This window comes from Fuscibacter oryzae (assembly GCF_016765795.1).
GTDB lineage: Bacteria > Pseudomonadota > Alphaproteobacteria > Rhodobacterales > Rhodobacteraceae > Fuscibacter > Fuscibacter oryzae.
The window spans coordinates 170,796-190,166 of the sequence record NZ_JAESVP010000003.1; the positions used below are offsets into that span (position 1 = coordinate 170,796).

General features: G+C 66.0%; 19 protein-coding genes. 12 read left to right on the forward strand and 7 right to left on the reverse strand.

Annotated elements, in window-relative coordinates:
• Window positions 1-2: 2 nt before the first annotated feature.
• Entirely contained in the window at window positions 3-329 is a 327-nt protein-coding gene (locus JI744_RS06780; RefSeq protein ID WP_202658941.1) for a DUF6280 family protein, read from the reverse strand.
• A gap of 235 nt (window positions 330-564) precedes the next feature.
• On the opposite strand from JI744_RS06780, the gene JI744_RS06785 reads away from it, so the two are divergent.
• On the forward strand, window positions 565-1,389 hold the full coding sequence (locus JI744_RS06785) for an inositol monophosphatase family protein (RefSeq protein WP_202658942.1): 825 nt from the start codon (window positions 565-567) through the stop codon (window positions 1,387-1,389).
• Here the strand turns inward: JI744_RS06785 and ygfZ are convergent.
• Window positions 1,386-2,159: a CAF17-like 4Fe-4S cluster assembly/insertion protein YgfZ gene (gene ygfZ / locus JI744_RS06790; RefSeq protein ID WP_202658943.1), complete on the reverse strand. Its 774-nt coding sequence runs from the start codon at window positions 2,157-2,159 to the stop codon at window positions 1,386-1,388. The genes JI744_RS06785 and ygfZ overlap by 4 nt on opposite strands.
• Window positions 2,160-2,198: 39 nt before the next feature.
• A complete protein-coding gene (locus tag JI744_RS06795) occupies window positions 2,199-2,900 on the reverse strand; it encodes a fused DSP-PTPase phosphatase/NAD kinase-like protein (RefSeq protein ID WP_202658944.1) in 702 nt (233 codons plus the stop codon).
• Between the two features lie 124 nt (window positions 2,901-3,024).
• On the opposite strand from JI744_RS06795, the gene JI744_RS06800 reads away from it, so the two are divergent.
• On the forward strand, window positions 3,025-4,233 hold the full coding sequence (locus JI744_RS06800; protein WP_202658945.1) for a pyridoxal-phosphate-dependent aminotransferase family protein: 1,209 nt from the start codon (window positions 3,025-3,027) through the stop codon (window positions 4,231-4,233).
• The gene (locus tag JI744_RS06805; protein ID WP_202658946.1) at window positions 4,230-5,144 is read left to right on the forward strand and encodes a DMT family transporter; all 915 of its coding nucleotides are present in this window, start codon (window positions 4,230-4,232) and stop codon (window positions 5,142-5,144) included. The genes JI744_RS06800 and JI744_RS06805 overlap by 4 nt, the downstream gene beginning before the upstream one ends.
• A 52-nt stretch (window positions 5,145-5,196) precedes the next feature.
• Here JI744_RS06805 and copM read toward each other — a convergent pair whose 3' ends face one another.
• The gene (copM, locus tag JI744_RS06810; protein WP_202658947.1) at window positions 5,197-5,562 is read right to left on the reverse strand and encodes a CopM family metallochaperone; all 366 of its coding nucleotides are present in this window, start codon (window positions 5,560-5,562) and stop codon (window positions 5,197-5,199) included.
• Window positions 5,563-5,692: 130 nt separating this feature from the next.
• Between copM and JI744_RS06815 the strand changes: the two genes are divergently transcribed.
• Together JI744_RS06815 and JI744_RS06820 are read left to right on the forward strand one after the other, a co-directional pair.
• Window positions 5,693-6,457, forward strand: coding sequence for a gamma-glutamyl-gamma-aminobutyrate hydrolase family protein (locus JI744_RS06815; protein WP_202658948.1), 765 nt, complete (start codon window positions 5,693-5,695; stop codon window positions 6,455-6,457).
• A 4-nt stretch (window positions 6,458-6,461) separates the two neighbouring features.
• Window positions 6,462-6,986 carry a flavodoxin domain-containing protein gene (locus JI744_RS06820; RefSeq protein WP_202658949.1) on the forward strand — a complete coding sequence of 175 codons (525 nt, stop codon included), beginning with the start codon at window positions 6,462-6,464 and terminating at the stop codon, window positions 6,984-6,986.
• On the opposite strand, the gene JI744_RS06825 is transcribed toward JI744_RS06820, so the two are convergent.
• The gene (locus tag JI744_RS06825; RefSeq protein WP_202658950.1) at window positions 6,983-7,342 is read right to left on the reverse strand and encodes a DUF1304 domain-containing protein; all 360 of its coding nucleotides are present in this window, start codon (window positions 7,340-7,342) and stop codon (window positions 6,983-6,985) included. The two genes, JI744_RS06820 and JI744_RS06825, sit on opposite strands and share 4 nt — an antisense overlap.
• A 63-nt stretch (window positions 7,343-7,405) precedes the next feature.
• Here JI744_RS06825 and JI744_RS06830 point away from each other — a divergent pair, with 63 nt between their 5' ends.
• From JI744_RS06830 to JI744_RS06840, 3 genes are all read left to right on the forward strand, one after another.
• On the forward strand, window positions 7,406-8,095 hold the full coding sequence (locus tag JI744_RS06830; RefSeq protein WP_202658951.1) for a D-lyxose/D-mannose family sugar isomerase: 690 nt from the start codon (window positions 7,406-7,408) through the stop codon (window positions 8,093-8,095).
• A gap of 109 nt (window positions 8,096-8,204) precedes the next feature.
• Window positions 8,205-11,015, forward strand: a complete 2,811-nt coding sequence (locus JI744_RS06835; RefSeq protein WP_202658952.1) for a bifunctional [glutamine synthetase] adenylyltransferase/[glutamine synthetase]-adenylyl-L-tyrosine phosphorylase — start codon at window positions 8,205-8,207, stop codon at window positions 11,013-11,015.
• Window positions 10,996-11,265 carry a hypothetical protein gene (locus tag JI744_RS06840; protein WP_202658953.1) on the forward strand — a complete coding sequence of 90 codons (270 nt, stop codon included), beginning with the start codon at window positions 10,996-10,998 and terminating at the stop codon, window positions 11,263-11,265. The genes JI744_RS06835 and JI744_RS06840 overlap by 20 nt, the downstream gene beginning before the upstream one ends.
• A gap of 9 nt (window positions 11,266-11,274) precedes the next feature.
• On the opposite strand, the gene eda is transcribed toward JI744_RS06840, so the two are convergent.
• A complete protein-coding gene (gene eda / locus JI744_RS06845) occupies window positions 11,275-11,919 on the reverse strand; it encodes a bifunctional 4-hydroxy-2-oxoglutarate aldolase/2-dehydro-3-deoxy-phosphogluconate aldolase (protein WP_202658954.1) in 645 nt (214 codons plus the stop codon).
• 145 nt (window positions 11,920-12,064) lie between these two features.
• Window positions 12,065-13,867 (reverse strand): phosphogluconate dehydratase, encoded by a 1,803-nt coding sequence (edd, locus tag JI744_RS06850; protein ID WP_202658955.1) that lies wholly within the window; start codon window positions 13,865-13,867, stop codon window positions 12,065-12,067.
• 244 nt (window positions 13,868-14,111) lie between these two features.
• On the opposite strand from edd, the gene JI744_RS06855 reads away from it, so the two are divergent.
• The 4 genes from JI744_RS06855 (at window position 14,112) to JI744_RS06870 (ending at window position 19,335) form a co-directional block, all read left to right on the forward strand.
• On the forward strand, window positions 14,112-16,724 hold the full coding sequence (locus tag JI744_RS06855) for a CHAT domain-containing protein (protein ID WP_202658956.1): 2,613 nt from the start codon (window positions 14,112-14,114) through the stop codon (window positions 16,722-16,724).
• Between the two features lie 75 nt (window positions 16,725-16,799).
• Window positions 16,800-17,525 (forward strand): DUF6778 family protein, encoded by a 726-nt coding sequence (locus tag JI744_RS06860; protein WP_202658957.1) that lies wholly within the window; start codon window positions 16,800-16,802, stop codon window positions 17,523-17,525.
• Window positions 17,526-17,563: 38 nt separating this feature from the next.
• Complete coding sequence (locus JI744_RS06865) at window positions 17,564-18,790, forward strand: RSP_2647 family RNA methyltransferase (protein ID WP_202658958.1); 1,227 nt, start codon at window positions 17,564-17,566, stop codon at window positions 18,788-18,790.
• Window positions 18,790-19,335, forward strand: a complete 546-nt coding sequence (locus JI744_RS06870) for an RSP_2648 family PIN domain-containing protein (RefSeq protein WP_202658959.1) — start codon at window positions 18,790-18,792, stop codon at window positions 19,333-19,335. The genes JI744_RS06865 and JI744_RS06870 overlap by 1 nt, the downstream gene beginning before the upstream one ends.
• The last annotated feature ends 36 nt before the right edge of the window (window positions 19,336-19,371 follow it).

Below are 19,371 nucleotides of genomic sequence, written 5' to 3' on the forward strand. Positions count from 1 at the left end.
GATCAGGCGGCTTCTGCCTGATCCATTTCCATCGCATGGCGGCGTTCGGATTCTTCACGGCTCAACGCGACCGAGGTGCGCACGCCCTTGGAAACGAACTCCATCAAACCCTTGACCACACGTTCGTTGGGGTCAATCCCGGCGCAGGACAAAACCTCGCGTCCGTCGCGCGACCGCGCCCAACGGGCGATCTGTTCCGGCCCGTTGCCGAACTTCTTGTCATCCGCAATGGCATCATCCAATGCGGCGAGCACCACGGCGGCAAACAGCTTGCGCGCGCGTTGACCTTGCTCGAAGTTGAACGCAGTGCTGTCGATCGTGTCCAGCATCACGAGTTCCTTTGTTATTGCTCTTGTTAGCGGTCGCGTCCTGCGCTTGTAACGATTTGATCACGATTCGGCGTCTCGTCTTTCATATGGCAGATATGCGCTGGACGCATAGCTAAAAGACGCTCGCTACAGTATCTTGTCGAATTGGTGCAGGACGGTCGGCCATATATAGGGCGGTTCATCCATCTATCAACCATTTGTCCATATTTGGCCGCAATTTATGCAGGGGTAACGCATGGCAGGGCTTGATCTTCTGATAAATGCGTTGCGGGCGGCGGCGGTGGCGGAAATCCTGCCGCGCTTCCGCAACCTGCTGCCAGGACAGATCGACCGCAAGTCGCATTTCGCTGATCTGGTGACCGTTGCCGATACCGCCGCCGAGGCGCATGTGACCGCCGCGCTGGCCCGCGACTGGCCCGGTATTCCGGTGCTGGGAGAGGAGGGGGTTGCCGAGAACCCGGCCCTGCGCCAGCGGATGGCAACCGAGGCGCAGGCCGTGGTGCTGGACCCGATTGACGGCACCTGGAACTTTGCCCGCGGGCTGGCGCTGTTTGGCATGCTGGCGGCGGTGGTGCGCCATGGCCGGGCGGTGGCGGGGGTGCTGTATGACCCGATGTGTGATGACTGGATCGTGGCGACCGGGGATGGCCCGACGCTGCTGCAAGATGCGCGGGGCAACAGCCGCGTGCTTGCCACCTCTGGCGTGACTGACCCGGCCGAGATGACCGGATACTTCGCGGCTGGTTTGTTTGAGGGCGACCTGCGCCGCGCAGGTGTTCTGGCGGGCCTTGGCTATGGCCGTGTGCTGACGTTGCGCTGTGCCTGCCATGAATACCGGCTGATCGCGCAGGGCTATGCCGAATTCGCGCTGTCCGGCCCGGTGCCCCACCCGTGGGACCATGCGGCGGGGGCGCTGGCTGTCGTGCAGGCGGGCGGCGTCGCCCGGTTTCTGGACGGGCAGCCCTATGACCTCAACCGAGAGCGGGGTGTGCTGTTGGTCGCCAGCAGCGAGGCGGTCTGGCAGCGCGTGGCGCAGGATTTCGCGGCGCTGGCGGGTTAGCCATCGGCGAACAACCGGGCAGAGCCGGCGGTCAGCGGGCCATCCATCCGGTCATGGCGCATATGGGCCAGCGCCCGGCCCCCCGATTGGGTGAACAGTATCCCGGCAGGTTTGCCCCCAGACAGGATTTCGGTGCCAACGGGTGCTGCCCCGTCGATCCGCAGGCGGACAAGACCTTTGCGCAGTTCAGTTTTGTGCTTCATCCGGGCCGTGACCTCTTGCCCGACATAGCAGCCCTTGCGGAAATTCACGCCGTTCAGCCGCTCGAAGCCTGCTTCCAGCAGATAGCTGTCATCGGGCAAAAGCTCGATCCCGGTTTCCGGTATCAGATGTTCAACGCGGATGGCATCCCAGTCGATCACGGGCGCTGTGCCCGCATTGCCCCAGGCGCGCCAGCCCAATGCGGGATGGCGTGGGTCGGGCAAGGCCCCGGCGGGGGGCGTGCCCATGCCGCGCGTGACATGCAGGTCAGGCGCGGGCGTGATCTGCACATCGGCGCGCAGACGGTACATCGACAGACGGCGCACCGTTGCCTCGGCCAGCTTGTCGCTGATGTCCAACAGCAACTCGCCTGCCCGCGCCACCACGAAGAAATCTGCCAGATATTTCCCCTGCGGGGTCAACAGCGCCGCCCAGACCACACCGTCGGCCTTGGCCAAAGGCATCACGTCATTAGACACCAGCCCTTGCAAAAAGGGCAGGGCATCCGCGCCGGTCAGGCGATAGATACGGCGGTCGGGGGCGGTTTCCGGGGTGGTTTCGACACTCATGCGCCAGATGTCGGTGCCGGGGCGGCGAAGGTCAAGCCCCTACCAGTCGCCCAGCTTGCCCTTCGCCTCATACCGGCGATAGGACTCGGCCAGCGCCTTGGGGTCATAACCGTCCCGGATCCAGTCGATCAGGGCAATGCCGGTCCGGTCGCGTTCTCGCGCATAAAAGCGCAGAAAGTGGTCGAGTATCCCGGTCCGGCCAAAGGACAGGTGAACATAGCGCAGCGAAAGCTGACCCATCGCCTCTTCCACCGTTTTGCCTTCAACCCAGATCAGCCAAAGCGCTGCGGCAAGGCCGGTGCGGTCGGCGCCCGATTTGCAATGCACCAGAATAGGGCGCGGCAGGGTTTGAAAGAGGTCGTAAAGCTGCAACAGCACCTCGGGTTCGGGCGCGCGGCGGGCCGACATGTTCAGGTCGATCAGCGGCAGGCCAAGGCGGTCGCAGGCCTCGCGCTCAAACAGCCAGAAACTTTGACCAGAGGCACCGCGCAGGTTCAGAACCGATTTGATGCCCAGACCCGCATAGGCCGCCAGCCGCTTGCCGTCGGGTTGGTTCGACCGGAACAGGCCGGGGGCGACGGTGGCGAAATTGTGCCACCAGATGCGCAGGAAAGCATGGTCGGACAGTTGGAAATGCCACCATGCGGCGCGGCGCGCGGCGGGGGTGGTGATGTCGGTGCCATAGCGCCGCCCAAGGGCGTCCTGCCAGTCCTTCAGCTTTTGGTGAATGCGGCCAAGCATCAGAACTGTTCCCTTTGGTGTCGCGGGCGAGATAGCGGCTAACCCCGGTTCACGCAAGCATGGCGGCTGATTGACCTTGGCCGGGCTGCCCGATAGCCGTTGGCCAGCGCGAAAGGATTTAACGATGACGCTTGCCAACGGCCGCCCCTATCTTGCCATTCCCGGCCCCTCGGTTCTGCCTGACCGGGTGTTGCAGGCGATGCAGCGGCCGTCGCCCAACATCTATGCCGGGGCGTTGGTGGATATGGTGGCGGGCCTGTGGCCCGATCTGCGCGCAGTTGCGGGCACGACCGCCAATGTCGCGGCCTATATCGGCAACGGCCATTCCTTGTGGGAGGCTTCGACCGCGAATCTGTTTTCGCGCGGTGACCGGGTGCTTTTGGTGTCCACCGGGCATTTCGGGCTGGGCTGGATGGGCGCTTTGCGCGCCATGGGTGTGCAGGTGGATTGTCTGGATTTTGGCCGCCAGCCCGCCGATTTCAGTCAGGTTGAGGCGGCATTGCGGGCCGATTGTGCGGGCAGCATCCGTGCGGTGCTGACCACCCATGTTGATACCGCCAGCTCGGTCCGCACCGATATTGCGGCGCTGCGGGCGGCGATGGACCGGGCCGGGCATCCGGCGCTGTTGGTGGTGGATTGCATCGCCAGCCTTGGCTGCGACGAATATCACATGGATGCCTGGGGCATCGACGTGACGCTGGCCGCCAGCCAGAAGGGGCTGATGGTGCCGCCGGGCATGGGGTTTATTTGGTTTTCCGAAAAGGCCCGCGCGGCGGGGCGGGCGGGCGACCTGCGCACCCCCTATTGGGATTGGACGCCGCGCGCCGATGGCCCTGATTTCTGGCAGCACTGGCATGGCACGGCGCCCACGCATCACCTGTTCGCACTGCACGAGGCGCTGTCCATGCTGCACGAGGAAGGCATACCAGCCGTCTGGGCGCGGCACCGCGCGCTGGCCGGGGCGGTCTGGGCGGCGTTTGACGCTTGGGGGGCGGGGAACCCTGAAATCCGCCTGTCGGTGGCCGACCCCGCCAATCGCAGTCATGCCGTCACTGCGGCGCGCATCGGCCCGCAGCCGATGGCCACCCGTCTGCGCGGCTGGTGCGAACAGAAGGCGGGGGTGACGCTGGGCATCGGCCTCGGCTCGGTCGAGCCGGGCGACCCGGATTACGACGCCCATCTGCGGGTGGCCCATATGGGGCATGTGAATGCCCATATGACGCTTGGCGCGCTGGCGGTGATCGAGGCGGGGATGATCGCGCTTGGCATTCCGCACGGGCCGGGGGCGTTGTCGGCGGCGGCGGGCGTTGTGGCGCGGGCTGGCGGGGCATGACATTGCCCATCTCCGGGCCTGCGCACCGGCCCCTGATCGGGGTGTTCCTGATGCTTGGGGCGATGACGGTTCTGCCGGGTATCGATGTGATCGCCAAGCAACTGGGCCGTGACGGTCTGCCGATCCTTCAGATCGTCTGGGGGCGGCTGGCGCTGGGGGCGGTCATGGCGCTGCCCTTGGCGCTGCGGGCGGGGGGCGGGGGCGCGCTGTGGCCCGACCGGCCCGCCTATCACGCGCTGCGGGCGGCGTTTCTGGCGGCGGCAACCTTTACCTTTTTCCTGTCGCTGACCTATCTGCCCATCGCCTCGGCGCTGGCGATCTTTTTCGTGCAGCCGCTGATCGTCACCGTGCTGTCGGCGCTGGTGCTGAAGGAACGGGTCGGTCCGCGCCGCTGGTCGGCGGTGGCGGTGGGGTTTGTGGGCACGTTGATCATCATTCGCCCCGGCGTGGTCGAGGTGAACCCCGGCAGCCTGCTGGCACTGGCGGCGGGCACGCTGCTGGCCTGCTATTTCGTGCTGACCCGCGCCATTGCGGGCCGCGCGCCTGCCGTTGTCACCACGTTTCAGACCAGCCTGATCGGCGGCGCGCTGTTGTCGCTGGCGGTGCCGTTTGTGTGGCATCCGCCAACATCGGGGCAATGGGCAATGCTGGTCGCGCTGGCCTTTATCGCCACCTTTGGCCATCTCCTCATCGTCAAGGCCTATGACCATGCCGAGGCGTCGCTGCTGGCACCCCTAGCCTATACCGAGATGGTGACCTCGGTGATCATGGGCTGGGTCTTCTTTCGCGATTTTCCCGATATGTGGACCTTTGTCGGCGTCGCCATCCTGATTGGCTGCGCGCTCTACATCTCAATGCGCGAACGGGCGGCGGGCCGGATGCCCGTGCCAGAGGGGATTGAGCAGCCCTGACCCCTCATCCTGACCCTCTCCCCTTGGGGAGAGGGTCAGGATGAGGGGGGCATCAGCCGCCGTTTTTTGCCAGCCAATCCTGCATCCAGGCAATCTCGGCCTCTTGCGCCTTGATCACACCTTCGGCAAGGGCGCGGACCTCTGGGTCTTTGCCGTGGTCCAGCACGATCCTTGCCATCGCGACCGCGCCCTGATGATGCGGGATCATGCCGCGCACAAAGTCGATGTCGGCATCGCCGGAATAGTCGATCATCATCCCTTCATGCATCGCAGCATTCGCCGCCTGATAGGCCGCCGTGGAGGGGGAGGCATCGGCCGCCATATGGCCGGAATGATCCATGGTCTGGGTCATGGTCTGGGCCAGAACGGGCAGGGCGGCGATGGCGGCAAGGCCAAGGGCCAAGAATATCTTTTTCATGCGGTTCTCCTGAATGATCTGTGCGTTTTCCCACCTTCCCCCTGCGGGAGGGCAAGTGCCAAATGCGTGATGACCCCCTTTTCCTTTGCCAGCCCGCTGCCTATCCTTTTTTCTCGGAAAGGGTGTGGACATGAACGGTACTTTACGCCCCGTCGTGGGCATCATCGGCAACTCTCACGTTATGAACGACCAATACGCGATTCATGCGGCCGGTCTGATCAATTCGACCGCCGTCGCAGAGGCGGCGGGCTGTCTGCCGTTGATCGTGCCCGCCGATCCGCGTGTTGTTTCGGTGCCCGAACTGATGGCGCGCTGTGACGGGTTTCTTCTGACCGGCGGGCGGCCCAACATCCACCCTGCGGAATATGGCGAGGAGGAAACCCCCGCCCACGGTGCATTCGACCGCAACCGCGACGCCATCACCCTTCCGCTTATTCGGGCCTGTGTGGACAGCGGCCAGCCCTTTCTGGGCATCTGCCGCGGCTTTCAAGAGGTGAACGTGGCGATGGGTGGCACGCTGCACCCGGAAATCCGTGATCTGCCGGGCCGGCAGAACCACCGGATGCCGCCCGAGGGCACGATCGAGGAGCAATTCGCCCTGCGCCATGCGGTGCGCTTTACGCCCGACGGCGTTTTTCACCGCCTGATGGGCACGCCAGAGGTGATGACCAACACCCTGCACGGTCAGGGCATCTGCCGCCCCGGCGCGCGCATCGTGATTGACGGCCATGCCCCCGATGGCACGCCCGAGGCGATCTATGTCAAGGACGCGCCCGGATTTACCCTGTCTGTTCAGTGGCACCCGGAATGGAATGCCGCGAACGATCCCGTCTCGCGCCCCTTGTTCCGGGCCTTTGGGCAGGCGGTGGCCGACTGGGCCACGAAACGGGGGTAAGATCATGCGAATACTGGTTCTTTACGCGACGACCGATGGTCAGACGCGCAAGATCGCACGCCATGTGATGACGGTGCTGTCGGGCATCGGGCTTGGGGTGGAACTGCTGAATGTGACCGAGGCAGAGGGGCTGGACCTGTCCCGCTATGACCGCGCTGTGCTGGCCGGGTCGCTGCATGCCGGCGGCTATCAACCCGCGCTGGCAGGGTTTGCCAAGGCGCATGCTGCGGCGCTGAATGCCATGCCCACGCTGTTTCTGGCGGTATCGCTGTCGGCGGCGGGTGATGACGTGCAGGATTGGCAGGGCCTGAACGATTGCCTGCAGCGGTTTCTGGCCGAAACCGGCTGGACGCCGGGCTATATCGAACACGTCGCCGGGGCCTTCCGGTTCAGTGAATACGGCTATTTCCGCGCCTGGGCGATGCGGCGGATCGCGGCGGTGAAAGACCCGGCGGTGCAGGCCGGGCAGGACAAGGAATACACCGACTGGGCGGCGCTGGACCGGGTTGTCCTGGGCTGGGTTGCCTAAAGCCCGGCCAGCAGGGCGGCAAGCGCCAGCCCCGCCGGAACCGCCTGAACGAACAGGATGCGGCGCGAGACGGTGGCCGCGCCGTAAAGGCCCGCAACAATGACGCAGGCCAGCCCGTAAACCGCCATCTGCCAGCCCGCGCCATGCAGCCCTGCAATCAGTGCCCAGATCAGGGCGGCGGCGAGAAACCCGTTATACAGCCCCTGATTGGCGGCCAGCACCTTTGACGCCTGCGCAAACGTCTCTGTCGTGCCAAAGACCTTGCGGCCACGCGGCGCCGTCCACTGCGTCATTTCCAGCCAGAGGATATAAAGGTGGATCAGCGCGACCACGGCGGTCAGGATCTGGGCCAGCATCGCGTTCTCCTTGTCGGGCGGGGGCTTCGCCTTTAGGTTAGCGCAAACAGGACGAGGTGGGAAATGAAGCGTTCTCGGATCAACCAGATCATGGCGGCGGCGGATGAGATGATCCGCCACCATGGCTTTGCCTTGCCGCCCTTTGCCCATTGGTCGCCGGACGAATTTCGCGCCCGCCGCGACGTGGCGGGCCGGGTGATCGAGGGCCGCTGCGGTTGGGACATCACCGATTACGGGCAGGGGCGGTTTGATGAACTGGGCCTGTTCCTGTTCACGCTGAGGAACGGGCAACTGGCCGACCTGCAGCGCGGTGGCGGCATGTGTTATGCCGAAAAGCTGTTGATTTCCCGGCAGGACCAACTGTCGCCGATGCACACCCATGCGCTGAAGGCCGAAGACATCATCAACCGGGGTGGGGCGACGCTGGTGGTCGAACTGTTCGGGTCTGACGAGGCGGGCAACTTTGCGCCCGATCGCGGCGGCCTGGTGCGCTGCGACGGGATCGACCGGCCTTATGAGCCCGGCGAAAAACTGCGGCTGGCTCCGGGGGAATCCGTCACGCTGATGCCGGGCGATTGGCACGCCTTTTGGGGCGAGGGCGGCGATGTGCTGATCGGTGAGGTTTCGACGGTGAACGACGATCTGACCGACAACATTTTCCGCGAGCCGATCGGGCGCTTTGCCGAGATCGAGGAAGATGAGGCGCCGACGCATCTGCTGGTGTCGGATTACGACCGCTGGCTTTTGGCCTGACCGTCGGCGGCGGGGGTTTCACACCCCCGCACCCCCGTGGAGTATTTGGAAAGGTGCAAATGCGAAGGGGGGCGTTGACCTTGCCGGGCGGGGCGGGGATTGTCTGTCCATGAGCCAGAATTTCGCCGCCCGCCTGACCCGTCATCCCATTCCGTTCGATCCGGCGCAGGGCGCTGATGCCTGGGCCGGGCTGCCCGATCTGCCGCCCGAGTTTCGCCCGCTGATCGAGGGGACGGCGGGCTGTTCGCCCTATCTGCGCGACCTGATGCGGCGCGAGGGGGATTGGCTGCGCGGGGCGCTGGCCGATGTGCCCGAGGCGGCGTTTGGCGGCATTCTTGCGCCTTTGGATCAGGTGGCGGTCGATCAGCTGGGCGATGCGTTGCGGCAGGCCAAGCGGCGCGCGGCGCTGTTGACCGGGTTGGCCGATCTGGGCGGGGTCTGGCCGGTGATGCAGGTAACCGATGCCCTGACCCGGCTGGCCGACCGGGCGGTGCATCTGGCGATCACGCGGTTGGTGGCCGAGGAGATCCGGCGTGGCAAGTTGCCGGGGCAGGGCGAGGACGATGCCGCCAGCGGGGCGGGGATGTTCGCGCTGGCCATGGGTAAGATGGGGGCGGGGGAGCTGAACTATTCCTCGGACATCGACCTGATCTGCCTGTTCGATCAGGACCGCTATGGCGCGGATTGGCAAGAGGCGCGGGCGGCCTTTATCCGCGTCACCCGCAAGATGGCCGCGATGCTGTCGGATGTGACGGGCGGCGGCTATGTGTTCCGCACCGACCTGCGGTTGCGCCCCGATGCCAGTGTGACGCCGGTCTGCATCTCGATGGCCGCCGCCTATGGGTATTATGAGGCCGAGGGGCGGACGTGGGAGCGCGCGGCCTATATCAAGGCGCGGCCCTGTGGCGGCGATCTGGCGGCGGGTGCGCGGTTTTTGCAGACGCTGACGCCCTTTGTCTGGCGCAAGCATCTGGATTTCGCCGCCATTCAGGACGCCCATGACATGCGCCTGCGCATCCGCGCCCACCGGGGCCTGAACGGGCGGGTCGAGGTGGAGGGGCATGATCTGAAGCTGGGGCAGGGTGGCATCCGCGAGATCGAATTTTTCACCCAGACCCGGCAGTTGATTGCCGGGGGGCGCGACCCCAGTCTGCGCGACCGTACCACTTTGGGCGGGCTGCAGGCGCTGGCCCGGCAGGGCTGGGTACCGGAAGAGGTGGCGGTGGAGTTGTCGGACCTATACCGCACTCACCGCGAGGTCGAGCATCGCTTGCAGATGGTGAATGATGCGCAGACGCATGAGATGCCCGCCACGGCGGAGGGTGTGGCCCGCATCGCCGCCTTTTGCGGTCAGGACGACGCTGCCTTTCGCCGCGACTATCTGGACCGGCTGGCGCGCACCAACCGCCTGACCGAAGGGTTCTTTGCCCCCGGTGAGGCCGAGGAAGGGCCAGAGCTGTCCGATCATGCCAAGGCCGTGGTGCAGGGCTGGAACGCCTATCCCTGCCTGCGCAGCGACCGGGCGCAGGGTATCTTTCGCCGCCTGCGGCCCGCCCTGCTGAAACGCCTTGGCCGGGCCGCCAACCCGGATGAGGCGCTGATGGCGCTGGACGGCTTTTTGAAAGGGCTGCCCGCCGGCGTGCAGGTGTTTTCGCTGTTCGAGGCGAATTCGGCGCTGGTCGATCTGATCATTGACATTGCCGCAACTGCCCCCGATCTGGCGCGGCATCTGTCGCGCAACTCAGGGGTGCTGGATGCGGTAATCGGCGGCAGTTTCTGGGCACCCTGGCCGGGCATGGCTGCTTTGCGTGACGAACTGGCCGCGCGGCTGGCCGAGGTGCCGGATTATGAGGGCCGCCTGAATCTGGCGCGTCGCTGGATGAAGGAGTGGCACTTTCGCATCGGCGTGCATCATCTGCGCGGCCTGATCGACGGATTCGAGGCGGGCAAGTTCTATGCCGATTTGGCCGAGGCTGTGATTGCGGCGCTGTGGCCTGTGGTCGTCTCTGATTTCGAGGCGCGGCATGGTCGCCAGCCGGGGCGTGGTGCGGTGGTGGTGGGCATGGGCAGCCTTGGTGCGGCGCGGTTGAATGCGGCGTCTGACCTTGATTTGATCGTCATTTACGATGCGGCCGGGGTCGAGGCGTCAGAGGGGCGCAGGCCTCTGCCGACCAAGCCCTATTTCGCCAGGCTGACGCAGGCGATGGTGACCGCGCTGACCGCCCAGACCGCCGAGGGGCGGCTTTATGAGGTGGACATGCGGTTGCGCCCCTCGGGGCGGCAGGGGCCGGTGGCGACGGGCGTCGAGGGCTGGCGCAGCTATCAGATGGACGAGGCCTGGACTTGGGAGCATCTGGCATTGACGCGCGCGCGGGTGCTGGCGGGTGATGCCAGCCTTGCCGCCGAGGTTGAGGGGGTGCGGCGTGAGGTGATCGGGCTGAAGGGGCAGGGGGCATCGGTTCTGGCCGATGTCGCCGATATGCGGGCGCGGCTGGCGGCGGCAAAACCGGCGGAAGGCCCGTGGGATGCCAAGCGCGGCGCGGGCCGGATGATGGATGTGGAATTGTTCGCGCAGGTGCTGGCCTTGCAATCGGCCAGCCCGGCGCGACAGATCGAACGGCAGGTTCAGGCGGGGGTAAAGGCTGCGAAAGCGTCGGATTCCGACGCGCAGGCGGTGCTGTCTGCCTTCAGGTTATATTGGCGGCTGCATGCTGGTGCGCGTCTTTTGTCTGACCGGATCGTCGATCCGGCGAGTTTGGGTGAAGGGGCGCGGGCGTTCCTTTTGCGCGAAGCGGGCGAAGCGACGGTGGCGGACCTTACCGCGCGGCTGGCAGAGGCGACGGCGGTTGTGGACAGGGTGATCGCGGCCCATTTGGGGGATGCACATGGGGAGACGGGCGATGGATCTGCGGCAGGCTGACCCCAAGGGGCTGGTGCGGGAAAGCTACCGGATTGAGGGGATCACGCTGGGTGAATGCCGGTCGATCTTCATGGACTGGGCGCTGAGCCTGCCGGTGGGCGCCAATACGCCCGATGCGCTGCGCAGCCTGATCGCGGAATATGCCGGGGGCAACCCCGGCCACCCGATGAACGGCGTGCTGGAGGCGGCGCTGACCGCCCCCGATGCGCCGCGGCGGCGCGGGGGCCGCGCCGCGCGCGTGGGGCTTTAGGCCCTGATTTCAGGCGCGCGGCAGGGCCGCTGCCTCTGCCGCCAGTTTGGTGATCGCGGCCCAATCGCCGCGTAGCATCGCATCCTTGGGGGCAACCCAACTGCCGCCAACGCACAGGATGTTCTTCAACGCCAGATAATCCGGTGCGATCTTCAGGGAAATACCGCCTGTGGGGCAGAATTTCACCTGTGGAATGGGTGAGCCGATGGATTTCAGATAGGCCGCGCCGCCCGCCTGTTCAGCCGGGAAGAACTTTTGCACGGTAAAGCCCTTTTCCAGCAGCGCCATGATTTCGCTGGCGGTGGCCGCACCCGGCAACAGCGGCAGACCCTCATCCTCGCAAGCGGCGATGATGCGGTCGGTCGCACCGGGCGAGACGCCAAAGGTGGCCCCCGCCGCCTTGGCCGCCTTGACATCAGCAGGCGTCAGCAGCGTGCCCGCCCCGACAACGCCGCCGGGCACCTCGCTCATGGCGCGAATGGCGTCCAGCGCGCAAGAGGTGCGCAAGGTCACCTCCAGCGCGGGCAGCCCGCCCGCCACCAACGCCCGCGCCAGGGGGGCGGCATGGGCCAGATCGTCAATCACCAGCACCGGCACCACGGGGGCCAGACGGCAGATCTCGGCGGCTTTCAGTGATTGTTCGGCGGGGGTCATGGCGGTCTCCTGTGCCCAGACGGCGGGGCGGTTGAAAGGGCAGGTGCCTCCGGCGGAGATATTTGGGCCAATGTGAAAGGGGCTTCCTCTTGGCAAAAATACTCCCGCCGGAGGCGAAGGTTGGGGCCGGGCGCGCGGGCCGGAATTACACGACCACGGCGGCGCCGGTTTCGGCGGTGCCGACGCTGCGGCGGAAGGATTCGAACAGCTCGCGCCCGATGCCGTGGCTGTTGGCTGACAGATCGGGGCGCACCATGGTGCGGGCGGTCAGGTCGGCGGTGGTGGTCAGGGTGCCTGCCACCGCATCCAGCCGCACCACATCGCCATCACGCAACAGGGCAAGCGGGCCGCCGGTTGCGGCCTCTGGGCTGACATGGATGGCTGCCGGAACTTTGCCGCTGGCCCCCGACATGCGGCCATCGGTGACCAGCGCCACCTTCAGCCCCCGGTCTTGCAGGACCGACAGCACCGGCGTCAGCGAATGCAGTTCCGGCATGCCATTGGCTTGCGGCCCTTGGAAGCGGACGACAACGATGGTGTCCGTGGTGAACTCGCCCGCCTTGAAGGCCAGCTTGACCGATTCCTGATCGTGAAACACCCGCACCGGGGCCTCGACCACATGGCGTTCGGGGGCGACGGCGGAAACCTTGATCACCCCGCGCCCCAGGTTGCCCGACAGTTGGCGCAAGCCCCCGGTTGGCTGGAACGGGTCGGTCGCGGGGCGGACGATCTTGTCGTTCAGGCTGGCGGCGGGGCCATCGGCCCAGGTCAGGCGCCCCTCGGTCAGCGTTGGTTCCTGCCGGTAATGCGCCATCCCGTCGCCCGCCACCGTCTTGGCATCGGCATGCAGCAGGCCCGCATCCAAGAGCTGCCCGATCAGGAATTGCAGACCCCCGGCGGCGTGGAAGTGGTTCACGTCGGCCAGACCATTGGGGTAAACCTTGGCCATCAGCGGCACGGCCTGCGACAGGTCGTCGAAATCGGCCAGGTCCAGCAGCACCCCGGCGGCGCGCGCCATGGCGGGCAGGTGCAGGACAAGGTTGGTCGATCCGCCCGTGGCCATCAGCCCGACGATGCCGTTCACAAAGGCGCGTTCATCCAGAATTTCGCCTGCCGGGCGGAAATCATTGCCCAAGGCGGTGATGGTGGCGGCGCGCTCCACTGCCGCCGTCGTCAGCGCCTCGCGCAGCGGCGTGCCGGGGTTGACAAAGCTGGCGCCGGGCAGGTGCAGGCCCATGAACTCCATCAGCATCTGGTTGGTGTTGGCCGTGCCGTAAAAGGTGCAGGTGCCGGGGCCGTGATAGCTGGCCATTTCCGATGCCATCAGTTCGGCGCGCGTCGCCTTGCCCTCGGCATAGGCGTTCCTGACCTTGGCCTTTTGATCGTTCGGGATGCCAGAGGTCATCGGACCTGCGGGAACAAAGACCGCAGGCACATGGCCAAAGGTGGCGGCGGCCATGATCAGGCCGGGCACGATCTTGTCGCAGACGCCCAGATAAAGGGCGGCATCAAAGGTGTTGTGGCTAAGCGCCACGCCCGCCGCCAGCGCGATCACGTCGCGGGAAAACAGCGACAGCTCCATGCCCGGTTGCCCTTGGGTCACGCCATCGCACATCGCGGGCACGCCGCCTGCGACCTGCGCTGTGGCACCCGCCTTGCGCGCCGCCTCGCGGATGATGCGGGGATAATCCTCATAGGGTTGGTGGGCCGACAGCATGTCATTATAGGCGGTGACGACGCCGATATTGGGCGCGCGCCCTGCGGCCAGCGTATCTTTGTCTGCCCCCATCGCGGCATAGGCATGGGCCTGATTGCCGCAGGCCAGATGCGCCCGCGTCGGCCCTGCGGTTCCGGCTGCCGCAATCCGCGCCAGATAGGCACTGCGCGTCGGATGCGAGCGTTCGCGGATGCGGTCGGTCACACGGGCGATGACGGGATGAAGCGGCATTGGGGCCTCCTCTGGCGGGTTCGGCACTGTTCTATCAAATTGCGTTAGCGCTAACAACCCGCAGGGATGCGTGCTGAATACGATTTGTCATGCACCAAGACCGTCGTGCCTGCTAGCCTTGGGCAAATCTGTTTCGCGGGTAGACATGCGCAGTTTGGCAAAGGTTCGCTTTGGCGTCACGATTCATTTGAGGCGATCTTTGCGGGCAATGCGGTTTTCGGGCGCTATTTTGGTCCTGACCCTGTTGCTTCCTGCGCCGCTCTGGGCCGGGGATCGGCTGACTTCGGTCGATGTGGCGGAAATTGCGGGCGTACTGGACAGTCTGATTGGCGGCACTGCGCGCTATGACCTGGCCGAACAGCAGGCGCAAAAGGCCATGGTCGATGTGGTGCAAGAGTTCGGCGCAGACAGCCGAGAGGCGCTCTTGCTGGAACGCCCCCTGCTGGTGGCCGCCATCTTGCAGGGCCGGGCAATGGAAAGCGCCAAGCAATCCGCGCATCTGCTTGCCAAGGCGCGGCGGTTGCTGCCTGCGAATGACCCGCTGCTGTACCGGGTGATCGCCAGTCGCGCGCTGGCCTTGCGCGTTGCGGGTGATCTGGACGCCGCGCTGGCCCTGACGTCAGAGGCGCTGGCCGTGGCCGAGGGGCAGCTTGCGGCGGATGACCCGGCGGGCGATGAGCTGTGGTTGACGCAGGCCTCGCTGGCGGCCGCGCTGGATGACCTGTCTTTGGCCGATGCCGCCTATGCCCGTCTGGCAGACCGTCTGGTGGGGCGTGATGATGCCGAAGCGCGTGCGATGCGTGCGATGGCCATGATTGGCTGGGCCGGTTTTGTCGTGCGGACCGGCGATCTGGATCGGGGTATCGCGATTTATCAGGCGGCCATTGCGGCGATGGACGAGCAGTTCGCCGACATCAAGCACCCACGCCTGATGCCCGCCCGTCTGGCTGCTGTGCGCCAACTGGCCGAGGCGTTGATTCAGGCCGGGCGGCGCGACGAGGTGGAGCCGCTGGTCGCCCCACTGATGGACGAGGTGGCAAGCGTCTATGGCCCCGATGCGCCGCAATGGGGCGATCTGGCCTTTCCTCTGTCGATCGTTCTGGGGGGCACCGAACCGGGTGCCCCGCGCGCCTCCGAGGCGATTGCGCTCTTGTCCCGTGTCATTGCCGTCTGGGAGCCAGTTTATGGCCCCGATGTCGAAGATCTGGTGCGTGCGCGGTTGAACCTGGCGCAATTGCTGGCTTCTGCCGGGCAGACGGATGCGGCGATGGGGCAGATTGGCAAGGTTCACACCAACCGGGTGCCGGGTGCGCGGACGCAGTTGACCTATGTGCTGCATGAGGCGGAACTGGTCGGGCAGATCACACGCGATCAGGCGGTTGATGCCATTCTGGGCCAGATGCAAGACAGCCAAAGCGCCGGAGCAGGGGCGGCGCAGCGCCTTTTGGCGGAACGGCTGGCCGCAGGCAGCGATGCCGGAGCCGGGGCTTTGCGCGATCTGACGGATGCCAAGGGCAGGCTTGACAGCCTTCGCAGCCAGATGGTCGCGCTGGTTGGCCTGCCGGTTGAGGGCCGCGCGCCCGGTGCCGCCGATCTGCTGCGGCAGGCGATCAGTGACGCGCAAGGTCAGGTAGAGGCCGCCACTGCGCGGATCGACCACGATTTTCCGGCGCTTGCCGCCGCGACCGGGCGGCTGCCGCTGCCTTTGGCGGAAATCCGCACGCTGTTGGCCGCCGATCAGGCGTTGGTGGTGATTGTCCCGCCCGAAGGGGTGTTTGACGCGGGCCTTGTGGTGGCCATCAGCCGCGATGCGCTGGACTGGCACACCTTTCAGGCCGAGGGCACTGAAGTGGACCAGGCGGTTCTGGCGCTGCGAACCGGGATAGACCTGCGGCTTGGCCTGCGCGGCGCGGCGGCCCTGTCGGCAGAAGAGGGCGAGACCGGGAAGACCGCCGATTTCGACTTTGCCGCCGCATATTGGCTTTATACCCAGACGCTGGGGCAGGTGGAGGCAGTGACGCATGGCAAGGCGCATCTGTTGCTGGATCTGCGCGGGGTGATGGCGACCCTGCCGCCGCAGCTTTTGCTAGCCAGCCCCGTAACGGACCCAGCCCGCGCCGACTGGCTGGTGCGCCACCATGCCATTTCCGTGCTGCCTGCGATTTCGGCGCTGCGCCCCTCTGCCGCCGCGCCCGCAGAGGGGCCATTGCAGCTTGCCGCCTTTGCCGACCCGGAGTTTGGCGGTCTTGCGGCAGGAACCCGCCTTGCCCCCCTGCCTGAAACCGCCGATGAGGTGCGCGAGGTTGCCCGCGCGCTGGGCGCCGGGCCAGAGGCGCTGCACCTGTCTGCCGCCGCGTCAGAGCGGGCGGTCAAGCAGGCCGACCTGTCGAGGGTGGGCCTGCTCTATTTCGCGACCCATGGCCTGATGTCCGGCGATGATGCCGGTCAGGGCGCGCTGGATGAACCCGCCTTGGCCCTGACACCGGGCGGCGGAGAGGACGGTTTTCTCAAGGCATCAGAGATTGCCGAGCTGCATCTGAACGCGCGCTTTGTCGTCTTGTCGGCCTGCAATACCGCCGCGGGCACCGGGCCGCGAGGAGAGGCGTTGTCCGGGTTGGTGCAGTCTTTCCTTTATGCAGGCGCGCGCGGCCTGCTGGTCAGCCACTGGCCGGTTGAAAGCCATTCCGCCGTTGCCCTGATGACCGGCCTGTTTCGCCACCGCGCCGCCGATCCGGCGATCAGGGCCGCCCGTGCCCAGCAACTTGCCATCCTTGACATGATCGACCACCCCGCCGATCCGCGCTGGTCGCACCCGGCCTATTGGGCGCCCTTTATTCTGGTTGGAAACCCGGACTGACTGTTTCCGGCCTTGCGGCGACCTGCGAAATCCCCAGCAATTGCTGCTTATTTTCCTAAATATCGTCACAATCTCATGGCCAATTGCCCCCAAGCGCGTGGTGCGCTGTGTCTTGAGGTTCAGATCATGGCCCCGTCCCGTCTGGTATTCGCCCTTCCCGTTGCGCTGCTGCTTTCGGCCTGCGTCAGCTCCGAGCCTGCAAGCCGCAGCACGGTTGATCCGGCCAGAACGGCCACCCGGTCAGGCGGGGGCGGCCCTGTTGTCATGCAGTCTGCCTATGATGTCGTGGGTGTCAGCGTGAATGTGCCCCAGACCTTGCGTGTGTCCGAGGCGAACTCTTTCCATCCCAGCGCCGATATCGTGTGGCACGGCGACCCCTATGGCGACCGCTATCAGCAGGTTGCGTCGATCTTCCGTGATGCCGCAACGGCCGCGACGGGGCCGATGCATCAGGGGCGCGCCGTCAATGTGGGAATCGAGGTCATCCGCTTTCATGGTGTGACCGACAAGACCCGCTACACGATCGGGGGAACCCATTCGATGCATTTCATCCTGACGGTGACCGATGCGGCCACGGGTCAGGTTCTGGACGGTCCGCGCCGTGTTCTGGCCGATGTAAAAGCCGCAGGAGGCAATGCCGCCGTGGCCGAGGACCGTATCGGGCGCACCCAGCGTGTCGTTGTGACCGAACATCTGACTCAGGTCTTGCGCCGCGAATTGTCCACGGTGGTGACCGATCCAGAGGTGATTGGCCGCGCCCTTATGGCCGTGCCGCCGACCGCCCCGGAAACTGCGGGCTAAGGCTTCCCGAACCGGCAGGAAACAGATAGAGGAGGGGCATGACAGCCCCTCTTTCGCATCAAGATGACGCCGCGCCACGCGGCCGCCCCGTAGTTCGCCTGCGCCCCAAGGCCGAGGCGCGTGCCATTCGCCATGGCTTTCCCTGGGTCTATGCCGATGAGCTGGCGCTGGATCGGCGCACATCCGCGCTGCCCCCCGGCACACTGGCCGTGCTGGAAGATGACCTGCGCCGCCCGATGGGTCTGGTGACGGTCAACGTCAAATCCAAGATCGTCGCCCGCATGCTGGACCGCGACCCGGAGGCGGTAATCGATCAGGCGTGGTTCGCCCGCCGTATCGCCCATGCGCTGACCCTGCGCGACCGTCTGTTCGACGCGCCCTTCTATCGCCTGATCCATGCCGAGGCCGATGGCCTGCCCGGCGTGGTGATTGACCGCTTTGGCGATGCGGCGGTGGTTCAGCCAAACGCGGCCTGGGCCGAGGTGCATCTGGAGGCACTGGTGGCGGCGCTGGTCGCGGTGACGGGCGTCAGCACCGTCCTCAAGAACGGCTCAGGCCGCGCGCGGGGGCTGGAAGGGCTGGACGAGGAAACCGTGCTGTTGCAAGGCGCGTTGGCGGGGCCGATTGCGGTGCCGATGAACGGGGCCACCTATATGGCCGATCTGATGGGCGGGCAAAAAACCGGCCTGTTTTATGACCAGCGCCCCAACCACGCCTTTGCTGCACGCCTGTCCAAAGGGGCGCGGGTGCTGGATATGTTTGCCCATGTCGGGGGCTTTGGCCTTGCCGCCTTGGCCGGGGGCGCGGCCAGCGCGCTGGCGGTAGATGCCAGTGCCGCCGCGCTGACCCTTGCGGGGCAGGGGGCCGCGGCGATGGGGGTGGCGGACCGCTTCGCCACCCGTCAGGGCGATGCCTTTGACGTGCTGGAGGCGCTGGGCACCGAAGCTGTGCAGTTCGACGTGGTGATCTGCGACCCGCCCGCCTTTGCCCCCGCCAAACCGGCGCTGGAGGCGGGCCTGCGCGCCTATGAACGGATCGCGCGGCTGGCGGCCCCGTTGGTGGCGCCCGGCGGCTATCTGGTTCTGTGTTCGTGCAGCCATGCGGCGGACCTGTCGGCGTTCCGCAACGCCTCGGCGCGCGGCATCGGGCGCGGTGGACGGCGTGGGCAGATATTGCATACCGGGTTCGCCGGGCCGGACCATCCGGTGCTGCCGCAACTGGCGGAATCGAGCTATCTGAAGTCGATCTTCTTCCGGCTGGATTGATGCGCGCCGTTCTGGACGCTTGTGTTCTTTATCCTACCGTGCTGCGCGAAATCCTGTTGGGGGTCGCGGCACGCGGAGTTTATGAGCCGATGTGGTCCGAACGGATCTTGCGCGAATGGACCCGCGCCACCGACAAGATCGGCCCCGGTGCCATGGCGCAGGCCGAAGGCGAGGCGCTGGTGGTCAAGGCGTCCTTTCCCCGCGCCAGTGTTCGCGAACAGCCCAATATAGAGGCGCGGGTTTCGCTGCCCGACCCGAATGACGAACACGTTCTGGCGGTGGCGGTGGCCAGCCACGCCGATGCCATCGTAACCTTTAACGCCAAGGATTTCCCGCGCCCGGTGCTGGCCGAATTCGGCATCGAGCGGCGTGATCCCGACGGGTTCCTGTGGGAGTTGTGGTCCCACGCGCCACGGGACGTGGAAGCGGTCGTGACATCGGTTCACGCCACAGCCGAGCGGATGCTGGGAGAGCAGATCCCCCTGCGCAAACTGCTGAAAAAGGCGCAATTGCCCAAGCTGGCCAAGGCTTTGGCGGCGGAATAGGGACCAAATTTCTTCGAAGAAACTTGCAAAATCCTT

What these genes read in the sequence shown, in the direction of transcription:
- edd (WP_202658955.1), bottom strand. Translation starts at nt 13,867, where the DNA reads ATGCCGCTTCATCCCGTCATCGCCCGTGTGACCGACCGCATCCGCGAA.
- JI744_RS06785 (WP_202658942.1), top strand. Translation starts at nt 565, where the DNA reads ATGGCAGGGCTTGATCTTCTGATAAATGCGTTGCGGGCGGCGGCGGTG.
- JI744_RS06825 (WP_202658950.1), bottom strand. Translation starts at nt 7,342, where the DNA reads ATGCTGGCCCAGATCCTGACCGCCGTGGTCGCGCTGATCCACCTTTAT.
- JI744_RS06840 (WP_202658953.1), top strand. Translation starts at nt 10,996, where the DNA reads ATGGATCTGCGGCAGGCTGACCCCAAGGGGCTGGTGCGGGAAAGCTAC.
- JI744_RS06865 (WP_202658958.1), top strand. Translation starts at nt 17,564, where the DNA reads ATGACAGCCCCTCTTTCGCATCAAGATGACGCCGCGCCACGCGGCCGC.
- JI744_RS06870 (WP_202658959.1), top strand. Translation starts at nt 18,790, where the DNA reads ATGCGCGCCGTTCTGGACGCTTGTGTTCTTTATCCTACCGTGCTGCGC.
- JI744_RS06805 (WP_202658946.1), top strand. Translation starts at nt 4,230, where the DNA reads ATGACATTGCCCATCTCCGGGCCTGCGCACCGGCCCCTGATCGGGGTG.
- copM (WP_202658947.1), bottom strand. Translation starts at nt 5,562, where the DNA reads ATGAAAAAGATATTCTTGGCCCTTGGCCTTGCCGCCATCGCCGCCCTG.
- JI744_RS06820 (WP_202658949.1), top strand. Translation starts at nt 6,462, where the DNA reads ATGCGAATACTGGTTCTTTACGCGACGACCGATGGTCAGACGCGCAAG.
- ygfZ (WP_202658943.1), bottom strand. Translation starts at nt 2,159, where the DNA reads ATGAGTGTCGAAACCACCCCGGAAACCGCCCCCGACCGCCGTATCTAT.
- eda (WP_202658954.1), bottom strand. Translation starts at nt 11,919, where the DNA reads ATGACCCCCGCCGAACAATCACTGAAAGCCGCCGAGATCTGCCGTCTG.
- JI744_RS06795 (WP_202658944.1), bottom strand. Translation starts at nt 2,900, where the DNA reads ATGCTTGGCCGCATTCACCAAAAGCTGAAGGACTGGCAGGACGCCCTT.
- JI744_RS06830 (WP_202658951.1), top strand. Translation starts at nt 7,406, where the DNA reads ATGAAGCGTTCTCGGATCAACCAGATCATGGCGGCGGCGGATGAGATG.
- JI744_RS06815 (WP_202658948.1), top strand. Translation starts at nt 5,693, where the DNA reads ATGAACGGTACTTTACGCCCCGTCGTGGGCATCATCGGCAACTCTCAC.
- JI744_RS06835 (WP_202658952.1), top strand. Translation starts at nt 8,205, where the DNA reads ATGAGCCAGAATTTCGCCGCCCGCCTGACCCGTCATCCCATTCCGTTC.
- JI744_RS06860 (WP_202658957.1), top strand. Translation starts at nt 16,800, where the DNA reads ATGGCCAATTGCCCCCAAGCGCGTGGTGCGCTGTGTCTTGAGGTTCAG.
- JI744_RS06800 (WP_202658945.1), top strand. Translation starts at nt 3,025, where the DNA reads ATGACGCTTGCCAACGGCCGCCCCTATCTTGCCATTCCCGGCCCCTCG.
- JI744_RS06780 (WP_202658941.1), bottom strand. Translation starts at nt 329, where the DNA reads ATGCTGGACACGATCGACAGCACTGCGTTCAACTTCGAGCAAGGTCAA.